The following is a 16369-nucleotide window of genomic DNA, read 5'->3' as shown; positions in this document are numbered from 1 at the left end:
TCGAAGGCTGTGATCAGCCTTCGATTTCAATCAGGATTTCGCCAGGGTTGACCCGGTCGCCCTTGGCCACATGAACAGCGGTCACCTTGCCGGCAATCGCTGCCTGTACCTCGGTTTCCATCTTCATGGCTTCGGTAATCAGCACGGCCTGGCCAGCCTTGACCACGTCGCCTTCCTTGACCAGCACGTCGACGATGTTGCCCGGCATCGCGGTGCTGACATGGCCCGGCTCAGTGGCGTGCTTGCGCTTGCTGCCGCCGCTGCTGACAAACTCGTTGAGCGGTTCGAACACCACTTCTTCCGGCATGCCGTCGATGGACAGGTAGAAGTGACGCTTGCCTTCGGCCTTCACGCCGACACCGGTGATGTCCACGCGGTAGCTTTCGCCGTGCACGTCGATGACGAATTCGGTCGGCACACCTTCGCCACCCGCACGGGCCACGCCACCGGCTTCAGGGATCGGCAGCAGCACTTCCGGCGCCAGGGTGCCGGCGTCGCGCTCTTCGAGGAATTTGCGCCCGATGTCCGGGAACATGGCGTAGGTCAGCACGTCTTCTTCGGACTTCGCCAACGCGCCGATTTCGCCGCGCAGCTTGGTCATTTCCGGCTTGAGCAAATCAGCCGGGCGCACGTCGATCACTTCTTCGCTGCCAATGGCCTGGCGACGCAGTTTCTCGTTCACCGTGCCCGGCGCCTTGCCGTAGCCGCCTTGCAGGTAGAGCTTCACTTCGTTGGTGATGGTTTTGTAGCGCTCGCCGGCCAGCACGTTGAAGAACGCCTGGGTGCCGACGATCTGCGAGGTCGGCGTGACCAGCGGTGGGAAGCCGAGGTCTTCACGTACACGTGGGATCTCGGCCAGCACTTCGCCCATGCGGTTAAGGGCGCCCTGCTCTTTCAACTGGTTGGCCAGGTTGGAAATCATCCCGCCGGGTACTTGGTTGACTTGCACGCGGGTGTCCACGGCGGTGAATTCGCTTTCGAACTGGTGGTACTTCTTGCGCACGGCGTAGAAGTACAGGCCGATTTCCTGCAGCAGCTCCAGGCTCAGGCCGGTGTCGAACTCGCTGCCTTTAAGGGCGGCGACCATCGACTCGGTACCCGGGTGGCTGGTACCCCAGGCGAAGCTGGAGATAGCGGTGTCGATATGGTCGGCACCGTTTTCGATGGCCTTGAGTTGGCACATCGCGGCTAAACCCGCGGTGTCGTGGGAGTGGATAAAGATCGGCAGGTTCTGCTCGGCTTTCAGCGCCTTGACCAGTTCGCCTGTGGCGTACGGCGTCAGCAGGCCGGCCATGTCCTTGATCGCGATCGAGTCGCAGCCCATGGACTCCAACTGCTTGGCCTGAGCCACAAAGGCCTCGACGGTGTGCACCGGGCTGGTGGTGTAGGCGATGGTGCCCTGGGCATGTTTGCCGGCAGCTTTGACCGCTTCGATGGCCACGCGCAGGTTACGCACGTCGTTCATGGCGTCGAAGATGCGGAACACGTCGATACCATTCACCGCCGCCTTGGCGACAAAAGCTTTGACCACGTCATCGCTGTAGTGGCGGTAGCCCAACAGGTTCTGACCACGCAGCAGCATTTGCAGGCGCGTGTTGGGCAACGCGGCGCGCAGTTTGCGCAGGCGCTCCCACGGGTCTTCCTTGAGGAAGCGTACGCAGGCGTCGAAGGTCGCGCCGCCCCAGACTTCCAGGGACCAGTAGCCGACTTTGTCGAGCTTGTCGCAGATCGGCAGCATGTCGTCGGTGCGCATGCGGGTGGCCAGCAACGATTGGTGGGCGTCGCGCAGGATGGTATCGGTTACGAAGATCTTTTTAGTCATTGGAATGTTCCTCACAGGCCTGCGTGGGCGGCGATGGCGGCGGCGATGGCCAGGGCCAGCTCTTCGGGTTTGCGCTTGATCGAGTAGTTGGTCAGCTCAGGGTGGCTTTCCACAAAGCTTGTATTGAACTGCCCGCTACGGAATTCCGGGTTACGCAGGATTTCCTGGTAATAGGCGGCGGTGGTCTTCACGCCTTGCAGGCGCATGTCATCCAGGGCACGCAGGCCGCGGTCCATGGCTTCTTCCCAGGTCAACGCCCATACCACCAGCTTCAGGCACATGGAGTCGTAGAACGGTGGAATGGTGTAGCCGGTGTAGATCGCCGTGTCGGTGCGCACGCCGGGGCCGCCGGGTGCGTAGTAACGGGTGATCTTGCCGAAACTGGGCAGGAAGTTGTTCTTCGGGTCTTCGGCGTTGATACGGAACTGCAACGCGAAACCACGGTGCTGAATGTCTTCCTGCTTGACCGACAGCGGCAGGCCCGAAGCGATGCGGATCTGCTCACGGACGATATCGATGCCAGTGATTTCTTCGGTGATGGTGTGTTCCACCTGCACCCGGGTGTTCATCTCCATGAAGTACACCTCGCCCTCGGCGAGCAGGAACTCCACGGTGCCGGCGTTCTCGTAACCCACGGCCTTGGCCGCACGTACCGACAGGTCGCCGATGTAGGCACGCTGTTCGGGGGTCAGTTGGGGGCTAGGAGCAATCTCGATAAGCTTCTGGTTGCGGCGCTGGATCGAGCAATCGCGCTCGAACAGGTGCACCACGTTGCCAAAGCTGTCACCGAGGATCTGCGCCTCGATGTGCTTGGGATTGACGATGCATTTTTCCAGGAACACTTCCGCCGAACCGAAGGCCTTGGTGGCTTCGGAGATGACACGGGGGAAGGCTTGTTCGAGTTCTTCGCGACTGTTGCAACGACGGATGCCGCGACCGCCACCACCGGAGGTGGCCTTGAGCATCACCGGGTAACCAATGCGGTCGCCTTCGGTGAGGGCTTCATGGATGTCGGCAACGTTGCCCTCGGTGCCCGGCGTCACCGGCACACCGGCCTTGATCATGCTGCGGCGCGCTTCGGTCTTGTCGCCCATGCGGCGAATCACTTCAGCGGATGGGCCAATGAACTTGATCCCACGTTCGGCGCAGATGTCTGCCAGTTCGGCGTTTTCCGACAGGAAGCCATAGCCGGGATGCAACGCATCACAACCGGTTTCCACTGCCAGGTTCACCAGCTTGCGCGGGTTGAGGTAGCCGGCCAGCGGCTCGGCACCAATGCTGTGGGCTTCGTCAGCACGTTTGACGTGCAACGCGTGGCGGTCGGCGTCCGAGTAAACCGCGACCGAGCGAATGCCCATCTCGGCGCAGGCACGCACGATTCGTACGGCAATTTCACCACGGTTGGCGATCAGGATCTTTTTTATCACTTGGAAATTCCCTTGAGCCGATTGCTGCGTCTTCGACCCGCTGAAGCCGGGTCGGCGCGTGACCAAATGTTTCATGACAGTCGCGAGACACACACTATGCGCACCGGAGAATTAACAAAAATCAATAATTATTGGGTTGTGTATAAGTAAAGACTTATAGTTGGCCGCATAGCCTGGGATGAGGGGATGTAGATCATGCGTAAGTCATTGATGAGACTGACATTACGTCAATTGCAGATCTTTCATGAGGTCTGTGATTTACGCTCCTACAGCCGTGCAGCCGAAGAAATGTCTCTCACACAACCAGCGGTCAGCCTGCAAATCCGCCAGCTGGAAGAACTGATCGGCCAGCCGCTGTTCGATTATGTCGGCAAAAAGCTCTACATGACCGAGGCCGCCGAGGCCCTGCAACGGGCCAGCCGCGATATTTTCGGGCGCCTGGAAAACCTCGACATGCAGCTCTCGGACATGCAGGGCTCGCTGCAGGGCCAGCTGAAACTGGCGGTGGAATCCAGCGCCAAGTACTTCGTGCCGCACCTGTTTGCCGCCTTCAAGCGCCAGCACCCGGAGGTGCAATTGCATTTGACCGTGGTCAACCGCGCCCAAGTCATTCGCCGGCTTTCGGACAACCGCGATGACCTGGTGATCATGTCCATGGTGCCCCAGGACATGGGCCTGGAATTCCTACCGTTTCTTAATAATCCAATTGTCGCCGTGGCGCCTCTCGACCACCCTTTGAGCCTGCAAGGGCCGCTGCGCCTGCAAGACCTGGAGCCTTACACGCTGCTGCTGCGCGAACCGGGGTCCGGGACGCGGCTGGCCTGCGAGGAATACTTCAAGGAAAAACGCGTGCACTTCACCCAGACAGTAGAAGTGGCCTCGGCCGAGGCGCAGCGTGAATGTGTGAGCGCAGGGTTGGGCGTGGCTTTGCTGACGCGCCACGCGGTCAACCTGGAACTGGCCACCGGCGGGCTCAAGGAGCTGCCGGTGGAAGAACTGCCGCTGTACCGCAGTTGGTGCCTGGTGCAGGCCAAGGCTAAACGCCTGTCACCGGTGGCCCATGCGTTTCTTGGCTTTATCCGCAGCGAACGGGTGCAAATCAGCGCGTTGGCTGAGCGTTTCGCTGGGCAGCCACGGGTGCCTGCCAATGAAGTTCCGGGTAGTCACTGATGCTCTGGAGCAGTTGGCGCTCCTGGCAACGGTCTTCGATGGCGCGACGGAACGCCATGCGGCGCTGGTCTTCCTGCTGACGACGGGTCTTGACGGTGCTGTTGCTGTCTTCGGAGTGCCGGGTCATTTGGAGTCTCCCAATGCGAGTACGGGGAGTACAGGATGGGCGCGGGGGATGACGGGGCGATGACAGCCTCATGAAGATTCTGGACACGCAATAGAATCCCATGTGGGAGGGGGCTTGCTCCCGATAGCGGAGTTTCAGTCACAAACTCACTGACTGACCTACTGCTATCGGGAGCAAGTCGAATCGTCGCACCGCCCCTCCCACATTGGGTGCTGTGTACGGTTTTTTAGTCGTCGAGGGCTTTGACGGATTTGGGCGACAACCGCAGGCTGCGCAAACTGCGCTTCACGCTCTTGAGGTGGTTGACCAGGCTCGGCCCACGGGCCATGGCCACACCCATCGCCAGCACATCGATCACCACCAGGTGGGCAATACGCGAGGTCAGCGGCGTATAGATTTCGGTGTCTTCATGCACGTCGATCGCCAGGTTCACCGTGGACAGTTCCGCCAACGGCGTCTGGCTCGGGCACAGGGTGATCAGCGAGGCGCCGCTCTCACGCACCAGGTTGGCGGTGATCAGCAGGTCTTTGGAACGACCGGACTGGGAAATACAGATCGCCACGTCAGTGGGCTTCAAGGTGACGGCCGACATCGCCTGCATGTGCGGGTCGCTGTAGGCCGCGGCCGTCAGCAGCAGGCGGAAGAATTTGTGTTGGGCATCGGCAGCCACCGCACCGGAGGCACCAAAGCCATAGAACTCGACGCGCTGGGCCTGGGACATGGCCGTCACAGCCTTTTGCAGCTCCACCGGGTCGAGCTTCTCGCGCACTTCCATCAAGGTGTGCAAGGTGGTGTCGAAGATTTTCAGGCTGTAGTCGGCGACGGAGTCGTCTTCATGGATCGCAAACTGACCAAAGCTGGCACCGGCCGCCAGGCTTTGCGCCAGCTTGAGTTTCAAATCCTGGAACCCGGAGCAGCCAATGGCGCGACAGAAGCGCACGATGGTGGGCTCGCTGATGCCCACGCTGTGGGCCAGGTCGGCCATGGAACTGTGCATCACAGCCGCAGGGTCAAGCAGCACATGATCGGCAACCTTGAGTTCCGATTTGCGTAACAGGTGGCGCGACTGGGCGATATGTTGCAACAGGTTCAAAGGGCAGGACTCTTGTTATTGGCAGGCGCCAGGGATGTAGCAAGCTTGTAGTTATACTACAGGAATTGTCGTTTTGCCCGTTCGATGCATCACTAAATCGCCCTGCTCCCCTCTGGTTTCAGCGGGCAGGCGCTATGTAGCCATAAAGGCGGCCTACGCTGCGTTAAGAAAAATCTGCATTTTTCCGTAACAAATCTGCCAGCCCTTTGGCCGGCATCGGCTGGCTGATCAGATAACCCTGCACTTCGTCGCATTGCTCACCGCGCAGGAAATCCAGCTGCTGCTGATCCTCCACGCCTTCAGCCACGACCTTGAGCGCCAACCCATGGGCCATGGCGATGATTGCACGGGTGATAGCCGCGTCCTCACGCCCCTGGCCCAGGCCACGGATAAAGGTCTGGTCGATCTTCACGTAGTCCACCGGAATGCGCTTGAGGTAGCTGAGGGACGAATAACCGGTGCCAAAATCGTCGATGGCCAGTTTCACCCCTAAATCGCGCAACTGTTGAAAGGTGGCGATGATGTGCTCAACGCTGTCGAGCAATTGGCTTTCAGTCAGTTCCAGCTCAAGGTATTGCGGATCCAGGCCGGTTTCTTCCAGCACCTGGCGTACCAGGCTGACCAGCTTGCCCTGGCGCAACTGATGCACCGACAGGTTGACCGATACCCGAATCGGCGCCAGCCCCTGGCGCTGCCACTCGCAGGCCTGCCAGCAGGCCTGGCGCAACACGAACTCGCCCAACGGCACAATCAAGCCGGTTTCTTCGGCCAGGCCGATAAAGTCGCCCGGCGGCACCATGCCCCAGTGCGGATGCTCCCAGCGGATCAATGCTTCGGCGGCATTCAGCTTGCCGGTGGCCAGGCATAGCTTGGGCTGGTAGAACACGCTGAGATGGCGTTCCTCGATGGCTTTGCGCAGGTGGTTTTCCAGCTGCAAACGTTCCAGCGTGCTGGCTTGCAGGCTGTCGGTGTAGAACTGGAAGTTATTGCCGCCCAGGTGTTTGGCGTGCTGCATGGCCATATTCGATTGGCTGACCAGTGCGGAGATTTCCCGCGCATTGTCCGGCAGCAGGCTGACGCCCATGGAAGCGCTGACCACCAACTCATGCCCTTCCACCGTCACCGGTACGCGCAGTTTTGCCAGCAGCCGCGTCGCCACGCGCGCCAGGCTCGACAAGTTGCCATAGGCATCAAAGAGCACGGCAAACTCATCGCCGGACAGGCGCGCGATGGTGTCGGCTTCGGGCAGCGCATTGATCAAACGCCGGGCCATTTTCTGCAATAGTTGGTCGGCCACTTCATGACCCAAGCTGTCATTGAGCAACTTGAAACGATCCAGGTTGATATGCAGCAGTGCCAGGCTGCGGCCACCCTGGCGAACGCGCTGGTGCGCCTCGCGTAGCCGTTCGCGAAACAACGAGCGGTTGGCCAGGCCGGTCAGCTCGTCGTAGTGGGTGAGGTAGCGCATACGCTCCTCGGATTCGCGCCGCGCCGACAGATCGGCGAAAAAGCCCACGATATGGCTGACGTTTCCCCGAACATCGCGCACTACGTTCAATTGCAGCCACTGCGGGTAGAGCTCGCCGTTCTTGCGCGTTTCCACCAACTCGCCCTGCCAGGTGCCGTGGCTGAGCAGCGCCTGGCGGATCACCGGGAAGTGGCGTCGCGCATCGCGGCTGCTGGGCAGTTCCACCACATTGCGACCGAGCATGTCGTCGATGTCAAAACCGGTGACACGGCTGAATGCCTGGTTCACCGCGATCAGCACGTACTCGGGATCAAGGATCACGATGCCTTCGCTGGCCGCCTCGAACACCGTCGAGGCGAGCCGTAGCTGTTCTTCCAGGGCTTTACTGGCGCTGATATCGCGGCGCGTGCCGAGCATGCGGGTCACACGGCCATTGGGCGCACGCTCTACCGCACGCCCGCGGTCCTGGATCCACACCCAATGCCCATCGCCATGGCGCACGCGGTACTCCACTTGGTAGTCCTCGCTGCGGCCTTTGAGATGCTCCACCAGCGCGCGCTTGAGCAACGGCAGGTCGTCGGGGTGCAGGCGCGGCTTGAGGTGGCTGAGCATCGCCGTGACGTACTCGGGCTCCAGGCCGAACAGCTCCTTGAGTTGGGTGTGGTGGACTTCGTCGGTTTGCAGGTTCCAATCCCACAAGCCCAGCTCGCTGGCTTGCAGGGCCATGGCCAGCCGCGCTTCGCTTTTATTCAGAGCGAGGCTGGCGGCATCCAGTTCGTGGCTGCGTAGCGCCACGCGGTCTTGCAGGTCGACCTGGGCTTCGCGCAGGTCCTGCTCTACCTGGCGACGCTGCTCCACTTCGCGTATCAACTCCAGGTTCAACTGCTCACTGCGCTGCTGCGCCTGCTGCAAATGCTCGATCAGCGCCTGATTCTGGAAGCGGCGCGACAGCCCACGCTGGATCAGGCGGTTGACTTGCCATGCCACCAGGCTCAGTGACGCCAGCAGGATCAGGCCGAGCACGCCCCAGCCCTGCTGCTGGGGGGTGCCATTCCAGAACAGGTAGACGATGGCCGGCAACAGGCACGGCAAGGCAAAGGACAAGAAGGCCCAAAGGTTCACGGCGTAGGCCACGCTGGCCGACAATGAAGCGGCGCCAATCAGGCCAAACACCCAGGCCTGATGCATAAAGCTGTCAGCGGGCACCAGGACGATGGCCGCGAAGGAAAGGGTCAGGCCACTGGCCGCCGAGCCGAGCATAAACATTCGCCGCCACACCGGTTGGGCCTGACGGCTGGGCATCGCCGAATCAAAGGCCGCCACCTGAATCACGCGCATCGCCACCAAGGCCAGCAGCCAGAGCAACCAGATGCTGTCGAGCATGTATTGCTGCGGGTTCCACAGTAACCAGGCGCAGACCAGGCCGTTGACCAGCATCAGCAGCGTCGGCAGCAACGAGCCCTGGTACAGCAGGCGCGTGCGCTCGACCGCCATTTCGGTTGCATAGTGTTTACGGATGACCTGCGCCGGCGCCGCCGAGGGGCCAAACAGGTCGGTGCTAAGGGTCATAGGCGGTGTTCTTATAATGGTGAGCCCGAAACGTCGACGGAGCATACACAAGCAGGCGCCTGGGCCAAACTGCTCCAGATCATAAAAAACTCGCAGAAACTGGCCGCAAACCTTTGGCCCAGACAGCTTGAGCAAGACGCGGCGCGGGCTGCAGTCCATGACCAACCGGTCATCCCTCCCGGCAGAATGTTTGCCCGGTCGGTAGCGTCTTGGATGTTTTCCGTCGACCACCTGGCATTGGGATTTGCCCGAGCTCCCTTAGGCCCATAGAATGCGTCGATGCGCGATGATCTCTCTCTTTTGCTGAACTCTCTCAACGATGCCCAACGTCAGGCCGTAGCGGCCCCCGTTGGCCGTCAGTTGGTCCTGGCCGGTGCTGGCTCCGGTAAAACCCGAGTGCTGGTGCACCGTATCGCCTGGTTGATCCAGGTCGAAAACGCGTCCCCGCATTCGATCCTGTCGGTGACCTTTACCAACAAGGCCGCTGCCGAGATGCGCCACCGCATCGAGCAGTTGATGGGCATCAGCCCGGCCGGCATGTGGGTGGGCACCTTCCACGGCCTGGCGCATCGCCTGCTGCGGGCGCATTGGCAGGAAGCGGGGCTGAGCCAGACTTTCCAGATTCTCGACAGCGACGACCAGCAACGCCTGGTCAAGCGCGTGATCCGCGAACTGGGCCTCGATGAACAACGTTGGCCGGCGCGCCAGGCCCAATGGTTTATCAACGGCCAGAAAGATGAGGGCCTGCGCCCGCAACATATCCAGGCCAGCGGCGACCTGTTCCTGGCCACCATGCGCAGCATTTATGAAGCCTACGAGGCAGCCTGCGTGCGCGCCGGCGTCATCGACTTCTCCGAGCTGCTGCTGCGCGCTCTCGACCTGTGGCGTGACAACCCAGGTTTGCTGGCCCATTACCAGAAACGCTTCCGCCACATCCTGGTGGATGAGTTCCAGGACACCAACGCCGTGCAGTACGCCTGGTTGCGCCTGCTGGCCAAGGGCGGCGACAGCCTGATGGTGGTGGGCGATGACGACCAGTCGATCTACGGCTGGCGCGGCGCGAAAATCGAGAACATCTACCAGTATTCCGAAGACTTCCCGGACGCGGTGACCATCCGCCTGGAGCAGAACTACCGCTCCACCGCCGGGATCCTCAAGGCTGCCAACGCCTTGATCGCCAACAACACCGGGCGCCTGGGCAAAGAGCTGTGGACCGACGGCGGCGAAGGCGAGGCGATCAACCTGTACGCGGCGTTCAACGAGCACGATGAAGCACGCTACGTGGTGGAAACCATCGAAAGCGCACTGAAGACCGGCCTGGCCCGCAGCGATATCGCGATCCTGTACCGTTCCAACGCCCAATCGCGGGTGCTGGAAGAAGCCCTGTTGCGCGAGCGTATTCCGTACCGTATCTACGGCGGCCAGCGCTTCTTCGAACGTGCCGAAATCAAGAACGCCATGGCCTACCTGCGCTTGCTGGAAGGCCGCGGCAACGATGCGGCGCTGGAGCGGGTGATCAATATCCCGGCCCGCGGCATCGGCGAGAAAACCGTTGAGGCGATCCGCGACCATGCGCGTCATGCCGATGTGTCGATGTGGGAAGCCATGCGCTTGCTGATCGCCAACAAAGGCCTGACCGGCCGCGCTGCCGGGGCGTTGGGCGTGTTTGTCGAGCTGATCGAGAACCTGGCCGCCAAGTGCGCAGAAATGCCTCTGCACCTGATGACCCAGACCGTGATCGAGCAGTCCGGGCTGATCGCCTATCACGAGGCGGAAAAAGGCGAGAAAGGCCAGGCCCGGGTAGAAAACCTTGAGGAGCTGGTCAGCGCCGCCCGCGCCTTCGAAAACACCGAGGAAGACGAAGAGCTGACGCCGCTCGCCGCCTTCCTTGGCCATGCGTCGCTGGAAGCAGGCGATACCCAGGCCGATGAGCATGAAGACAGCATCCAGCTGATGACCTTGCACAGCGCCAAGGGCCTGGAATTTCCGTATGTGTTCCTGGTGGGCATGGAGGAAGGTCTGTTCCCCCACAAGATGAGCCTGGAAGAACCCGGCCGCCTTGAGGAAGAACGCCGCCTGGCCTATGTGGGCATTACCCGGGCGATGCAGAACCTGGTGATGACCTACGCCGAAACCCGACGCCTGTACGGCAGCGAGACCTACAACAAGGTATCGCGCTTCGTACGTGAAGTGCCGAAGGGGTTGATCCAGGAAGTGCGCCTGTCCAACAGCGTCAGCCGTCCGTTCGGCGGTGGCCAGCAGCAGAACTCCAGCAACATGTTTGCCGGTTCCGAAATTCCGGAAACCCCATTCAGCCTCGGCCAGCAGGTCAAGCATGCGATCTTCGGCGAAGGCGTGATCCTCAACTTCGAAGGCGCCGGCGCCCAGGCCCGGGTGCAGGTGAACTTCGCCGAAGGCAGCAAGTGGCTGATGATGGGTTACGCGAAGCTCGAAGCGGTCTGAAACATTTGCCTACATGAAGGTTTTGGCCTGCCCTTGTTTTTAACAAGCGCGGGCCAATATCTGTCGTACGTCCTACAGACCCTTCGGATTCGGTCTTACGCAAAAGCCCGAAACATTATGCCGCTAGCCACTGTCACGACACCTGTGCAACATGGCGCGCGTGCAATCCACAAATGGGAATTCCCTTTATGAAACGTTTTCTTAGCATCGCCATGGCGCTGTGCATCGGCTTGACGATGAGCATCGACGCCAACGCCAAACGCTTCGGTGGCGGCAAAAGCTCGGGCGCGGCACCGACTCACCAGACCAGCCAGATGGCTCCAGCCGCGGGTGCCGGCGGTGCTGCCGCCACTGCAGGCGCAGCCGGTGCCGCTGGCGCTGCTGCCAAGGCCGGCGGTGCTTCGCGCTGGCTGGGCCCTCTGGCCGGTATCGCTGCCGGTGGCCTGCTCGCTTCCATGTTCATGGGCGGCGGCTTCGAGGGTATGCAGATCTTCGACATCCTGATCCTGGCCGTCATCGCCTTCGTGATCTTCCGCTTTATCGCCGCCCGTCGCCGCAAGCAGCAGGAGCACCTGGCTCCAGCCGGCGCGCCGATGCAGCGTGAAGTGTTCGAGCAGAAGCCAGCCATGGGTTCGATCTTCGGTGGCTCGGCAGCCCCTGCCGCCGCCCGTCCGGTGATCAATGCACCGGCCTGGTTCAACGAAGAGCGTTTCGTCGAAGCGGCCCGCAGCCACTTCCAGTCCCTGCAACAGCACTGGGACGCCAACGAAATGGACAAGATCTCCGAGTTCGTGACCCCGCAACTGCTGGAGTTCCTCAAGCGCGAACGTGCCGAAATCGGTGAAGCATTCCAGTCGACCTACATCGACGACCTGCGCGTACAACTGGACGGTGTGGATGATCGCGCCGACAAGACCATCGCCACCCTGACATTCAGCGGCGTGTCGAAGACTTCGCGTTTCGACCAGGGCGAAGTATTCAGCGAAAGCTGGAACATGGAACGCCCACAGGGTGACAATCAGCCATGGCTGGTCGCCGGTATCCGCCAGAACGGCTGAAACCAGCACGTTTGAGCAAGCGATAACAAAAACCCCGGACTTGTCCGGGGTTTTCTATTTCACGGTTGCACTTATAGCGAGCTACTGTATAAAACGCCCCTATAAACCGCGCCATCTAGCAAGAGGATCCCGGCCGTGGAAGAAATCATCGAACAATTGCGTGAAGCCAACGAACCGGTTCCGGTTCCTTTGGAGCTGCCAGACGAAGACCAACTGGTGGAAATCGAAGAACAACTGTTCATCGATATCCCGTTTGTCTTCCGTGAGTTCCTGCTCACCGTCAGCGACGTGGTGTATGGCAGCCTGGAGCCGGTGACCGTCACCGACCCACAATCCCACACCTACCTGCCGGACGTTGCCGCCAACGCCTGGGATGCTGGCGTCGACCGCAGCATGATCCCGATCTGCCAGGACGGCGACGACTACTACTGCGTCGAAGAAGACGGCACCGTGGTGCTGTGGTCCGGCGAGGAAGAACTCGTCACCGAAGAAACCTGGGAATCGGTATGGCACTGGGCGCGGGACGTCTGGCTGGAAAGCTGAGCGCCACACCCAGCCTTTAGTGGTCCGGCGTATCCTTGTGGTTATCTAACGTTTCCAACAGGGCAACCTGCATCCGCGTATGCACACGGATAAACCAGCGCCAGAGCACCGCCGCTACCGCCGCCGTGACCACGGCAATCAACACCAGCAACTTGTTGGTCGGCAGAATGCTGGCCGACAAGGCTGCCAATAGCAGGAAGATCACCAGCAGCGACAAAATGGGGATCAGTTCCGCAATCACCCTTCGCACACGCTGGGTATGCCGCCCGGCCATTTCCGGCTTCACACTCATTTCCGCCAGCAACATCGACAGCGCCTTGAGCTTGCGATACGCCGCAATCAGGAACGGTAGCGACAACAGCAGTGCCCCACCCCAGATCAATGCCTTCTGCCAGCTTTGGTCACTGACCCAGCCTTCCAGATACCCACCGATGCGCGCCGCGAAAAAGCTGCCGGCAAAGAAGATCGCGATCACCAACGCCAGGTTTACCCCTACCTGCAGGATGATTTTGCGGATCATCGAGGCCAGCATCGCGCCCTCGCCCTGAGGCTGAATGCTGCGCAGCCATTCGCCATACATGCCGAATACACGGCTCATGCGCTTGGGCATTACCGCCGCGATCTTCAATGACAACGGGTCGGCACCGCGAATCAGGTAGGGGGTGAGCAAGGTCGTAATCGCCGAAACCGCTACTGCTACCGGATAGAGGAAATCACTGGTCACCTGCAGGGTCATCCCCAGCGCCGCAATGATGAAAGAAAACTCACCAATCTGTGACAGCCCCATGCCGACCCGCAGCGAAGTGCGCCCATCATTGCCGGCGATAAATGCGCCCAGGCCGCAGGACAGCATCTTGCCCAGCACCACGGCGACGGTGATCACCGCAATCGGCCAGGCGTATTGCAGCAGGATATTCGGGTCGATCATCAAGCCAATTGCGACAAAGAAGATCGCACTGAACATGTCGCGAACCGGCTCGATCAGGCGCTCGATCTTAATCAATTGCCGGGATTCAGCCATGATCGCGCCAATCAAGAACGCCCCGAGCACCATGCTGTATTCAAGCTTCACCACCAGCAGGCAGAAACCGAAACACAAGCCCAACACGGTGATCAGCAGCATCTCGTTGCTTTCAAACCTGGCCACATAAGCCAGCAGGCGCGGCACCAGCAAAATGCCGATCACCAGCGCGACGATCATGAACAGAGAAAGCTTGCCGACCGTGGAGAACACTTCGCCGGAGCTGACTGTGCCACTGACGGCGATGCTCGACAGCAAGGCAATGATGCCGATACCCAGGATGTCCTCGACGATCAGCACACCGAAAATCAGCTGGGCGAAACGCTGGTCTTTCATCTTCAGGTCATTGAGGGCCTTGACGATGATGGTGGTCGAGGAAATCGCCAGGATCGCGCCGAGAAACAGCGAGTCCATGGTGCTCCAGTCGAACCAGCGGCCGATCTCGTAGCCGATCCAGATCATCAGCACGATCTCAAGGAACGCCGCGATAAACGCCGTGGCCCCCACCTTGAACAGCTTGCGCAGGCTGAACTCCAGGCCCAGGCAGAACATCAGGAAGATTACCCCAAGCTCAGCCAGGGTCTTGATTGTGTCTTCATCGTGGATCAGGCCAAACGGCGGGGTGTGGGGGCCGATAATGAAGCCGGCGACGATATAGCCCAGCACCACCGGCTGCTTGAGGCGGTGAAACAGGATGGTGACCACCCCTGCCACCAGCATGATCACGGCCAAGTCCTGGATGAAGCTGATGGCGTGCATGGCGAGGGGCTCCTTGAGGGTACCGGCGCTTTTCCCACTTCCGGCCGCGCTTTTGTACGGCCTCAAAGAGCGGAAGGAAAAGTCTGCCTTGAACGTAAGAAAAGCCCTGAGATGGGCTTTTGAAGGTTAACACCGCGACTTCTGCTGAAAAGCCGGTGCAATATATGGAAACAGATCGATGCATGCGTGACGGCAAGCCGCCCACTGGCGTCCCGTTAGGGATGGCGCTGCAAAGACTCCAGCACCCGCAGAGGTGCCCGCCCCCCCAACCAATGCCTACAACCCGTGAGTGTGCTATGGAACCCGGAAACGCCCAGCTGTCGATGACGGTACTGATGACCCCTGACATGGCCAACTTCTCAGGCAATGTCCACGGCGGCACGCTACTCAAGTACCTCGACGAAGTGGCCTACGCCTGCGCCAGCCGTTATGCGGGTCGTTATGTGGTCACGTTGTCGGTGGACCAGGTGATTTTTCGCGAGCCGATCCATGTCGGTGAGCTGGTGACTTTCCTGGCGTCGGTCAACTACACCGGCAATACGTCGATGGAAGTGGGCATCAAGGTGGTGACCGAAAACATCCGTGAGCGCTCGGTGCGCCATACCAACAGCTGCTTCTTCACCATGGTGGCCGTGGACGACCAACGCAAACCCGCCGCCGTGCCGCCCCTGCAGCCGCAGAACAGCGAAGACAAACGCCGCTTTGTGCAGGCCCAGCAACGCCGGCAGATTCGCCAGGAGCTGGAAAAGCGCTACCGGGAAATCAAAGACGAAGCGCCTTAGTTCAAAATCTGCAAACCCAATCCAAATGTGGGAGCAAGTCGAATCGTCGCACCGCCCCTCCCACACTGGTTTTGCATACTTACAGACTGATCGGCGTGGCTTCGAAGCGCACACGCGGATGGGCGATGCGATCCTGAGCCCGAACCAACTCCAGTTCATAACTGGCGCAAGCCTGGGTTTCCAGCAGCACTTCATGCACCGCTGCGGCGGTGAACTCAAAGGCTGCCACCAGGCTGTCGCCCAGCAGCACCCGCGCCAGGAACAGGCCTGAAGTCAAATCGCCCACACCCACCGGCTGACGCGGGAATGCCAGCAGTGGCCGACGCAGATGCCAGCTGCCGCCTTCGGTCACCAGCAGCATTTCAAAACCCTCCGGCAGCTTGCCTGGATAATCCAGGTGCTTGACCAGTACCGCCTTCGGCCCACGCGCCAGCAGCGCCCTAGCCATGCCCAGGCAATCGAACAGCGATTGCGGCTTGCGCCCGGCAAAACTGTCCAGCTCCAGTTGGTTGGGGCAGAGGAAATCCGCCATGGCCGCAGCCTCATCCAGCAGGAAATCGCTGACCTCCTGCGGCACGATGCAGCCCTTTTCCGGGTGGCCCATCACCGGGTCGCACAGGTACAGCGCCTTGGGGTTGAGCGCCTTGATACGTGCCACACCGCTAAGAATGGCGCGGCCCTGGTCTGCACTGCCAAGGTACCCGGACAGCACCGCATCACAGTTGCCCAGCTCACCAATCGCGGCAATGCCTTCCACCAGCGCCGGAATTTGCTGCGGCGCCAACACTTCGCCCGCCCACTGTCCATACTGTGTGTGGTTGGAGAATTGCACCGTGTTGAGCGGCCAGACATTCACCCCGACCCGCTGCATGGGGAACACGGCGGCGCTGTTTCCGGCGTGGCCAAAGACCACATGAGACTGGATCGCAAGCAGATGAGGTGTGCGTTTCATGCGGGAGGTTTCCGTAAAGCCGTTGAAATTCTGGCCGCGCAGTATGCGACTAAACGCAACCTGTACGACAGACCGGCGACACAGTTAAGCTGCTCTCACTTTGTTGGAGTTCATG

General features: G+C 60.6%; 12 protein-coding genes. 5 read left to right on the top strand and 7 right to left on the bottom strand.

Annotated features, from left to right (window positions below):
• Positions 1-13: 13 nt before the first annotated feature.
• Together oadA and JFT66_RS16085 are read right to left on the bottom strand one after the other, a co-directional pair.
• Positions 14-1822 carry a sodium-extruding oxaloacetate decarboxylase subunit alpha gene (oadA, locus tag JFT66_RS16090; protein WP_034116504.1) on the bottom strand — a complete coding sequence of 603 codons (1809 nt, stop codon included), beginning with the start codon at positions 1820-1822 and terminating at the stop codon, positions 14-16.
• 11 nt (positions 1823-1833) lie between these two features.
• Positions 1834-3249 (bottom strand): acetyl-CoA carboxylase biotin carboxylase subunit, encoded by a 1416-nt coding sequence (locus JFT66_RS16085; protein WP_003195732.1) that lies wholly within the window; start codon positions 3247-3249, stop codon positions 1834-1836.
• A gap of 195 nt (positions 3250-3444) precedes the next feature.
• Between JFT66_RS16085 and JFT66_RS16080 the strand changes: the two genes are divergently transcribed.
• Positions 3445-4419, top strand: coding sequence for a LysR family transcriptional regulator (locus JFT66_RS16080; protein WP_034116505.1), 975 nt, complete (start codon positions 3445-3447; stop codon positions 4417-4419).
• On the opposite strand, the gene JFT66_RS16075 is transcribed toward JFT66_RS16080, so the two are convergent.
• The 3 genes from JFT66_RS16075 to JFT66_RS16065 all read right to left on the bottom strand — a co-directional run bounded on the left by JFT66_RS16075 (position 4349) and on the right by JFT66_RS16065 (position 8676).
• Entirely contained in the window at positions 4349-4546 is a 198-nt protein-coding gene (locus JFT66_RS16075) for a PA3496 family putative envelope integrity protein (protein WP_153837314.1), read from the bottom strand. The two genes, JFT66_RS16080 and JFT66_RS16075, sit on opposite strands and share 71 nt — an antisense overlap.
• A 226-nt stretch (positions 4547-4772) precedes the next feature.
• Positions 4773-5639 carry a transcriptional regulator HexR gene (gene hexR, locus JFT66_RS16070; protein WP_003177007.1) on the bottom strand — a complete coding sequence of 289 codons (867 nt, stop codon included), beginning with the start codon at positions 5637-5639 and terminating at the stop codon, positions 4773-4775.
• Between the two features lie 163 nt (positions 5640-5802).
• Entirely contained in the window at positions 5803-8676 is a 2874-nt protein-coding gene (locus JFT66_RS16065; protein ID WP_034116506.1) for a putative bifunctional diguanylate cyclase/phosphodiesterase, read from the bottom strand.
• A 279-nt stretch (positions 8677-8955) separates the two neighbouring features.
• On the opposite strand from JFT66_RS16065, the gene uvrD reads away from it, so the two are divergent.
• The 3 genes from uvrD (at position 8956) to JFT66_RS16050 (ending at position 12740) form a co-directional block, all read left to right on the top strand.
• Positions 8956-11139, top strand: coding sequence for a DNA helicase II (gene uvrD, locus JFT66_RS16060; protein WP_198859620.1), 2184 nt, complete (start codon positions 8956-8958; stop codon positions 11137-11139).
• A 188-nt stretch (positions 11140-11327) separates the two neighbouring features.
• Entirely contained in the window at positions 11328-12197 is an 870-nt protein-coding gene (locus tag JFT66_RS16055) for a Tim44 domain-containing protein (RefSeq protein WP_153871234.1), read from the top strand.
• Positions 12198-12332: 135 nt separating this feature from the next.
• On the top strand, positions 12333-12740 hold the full coding sequence (locus JFT66_RS16050) for an SMI1/KNR4 family protein (protein ID WP_017739032.1): 408 nt from the start codon (positions 12333-12335) through the stop codon (positions 12738-12740).
• A 16-nt stretch (positions 12741-12756) separates the two neighbouring features.
• On the opposite strand, the gene JFT66_RS16045 is transcribed toward JFT66_RS16050, so the two are convergent.
• Positions 12757-14520: a cation:proton antiporter gene (locus JFT66_RS16045; protein ID WP_034116509.1), complete on the bottom strand. Its 1764-nt coding sequence runs from the start codon at positions 14518-14520 to the stop codon at positions 12757-12759.
• Positions 14521-14816: 296 nt separating this feature from the next.
• Here JFT66_RS16045 and JFT66_RS16040 point away from each other — a divergent pair, with 296 nt between their 5' ends.
• Positions 14817-15302 (top strand): acyl-CoA thioesterase, encoded by a 486-nt coding sequence (locus tag JFT66_RS16040; RefSeq protein WP_034116510.1) that lies wholly within the window; start codon positions 14817-14819, stop codon positions 15300-15302.
• A 79-nt stretch (positions 15303-15381) separates the two neighbouring features.
• On the opposite strand, the gene pdxY is transcribed toward JFT66_RS16040, so the two are convergent.
• Positions 15382-16254 (bottom strand): pyridoxal kinase PdxY, encoded by an 873-nt coding sequence (gene pdxY, locus JFT66_RS16035; RefSeq protein ID WP_034116511.1) that lies wholly within the window; start codon positions 16252-16254, stop codon positions 15382-15384.
• Between the last annotated feature and the right edge of the window lie 115 nt (positions 16255-16369).

It is taken from the genome of Pseudomonas sp. MF6755 (assembly GCF_016405635.1).
GTDB lineage: Bacteria > Pseudomonadota > Gammaproteobacteria > Pseudomonadales > Pseudomonadaceae > Aquipseudomonas > Aquipseudomonas haemolytica.
This window is presented reverse-complemented; position numbering and strand designations above follow the sequence as displayed.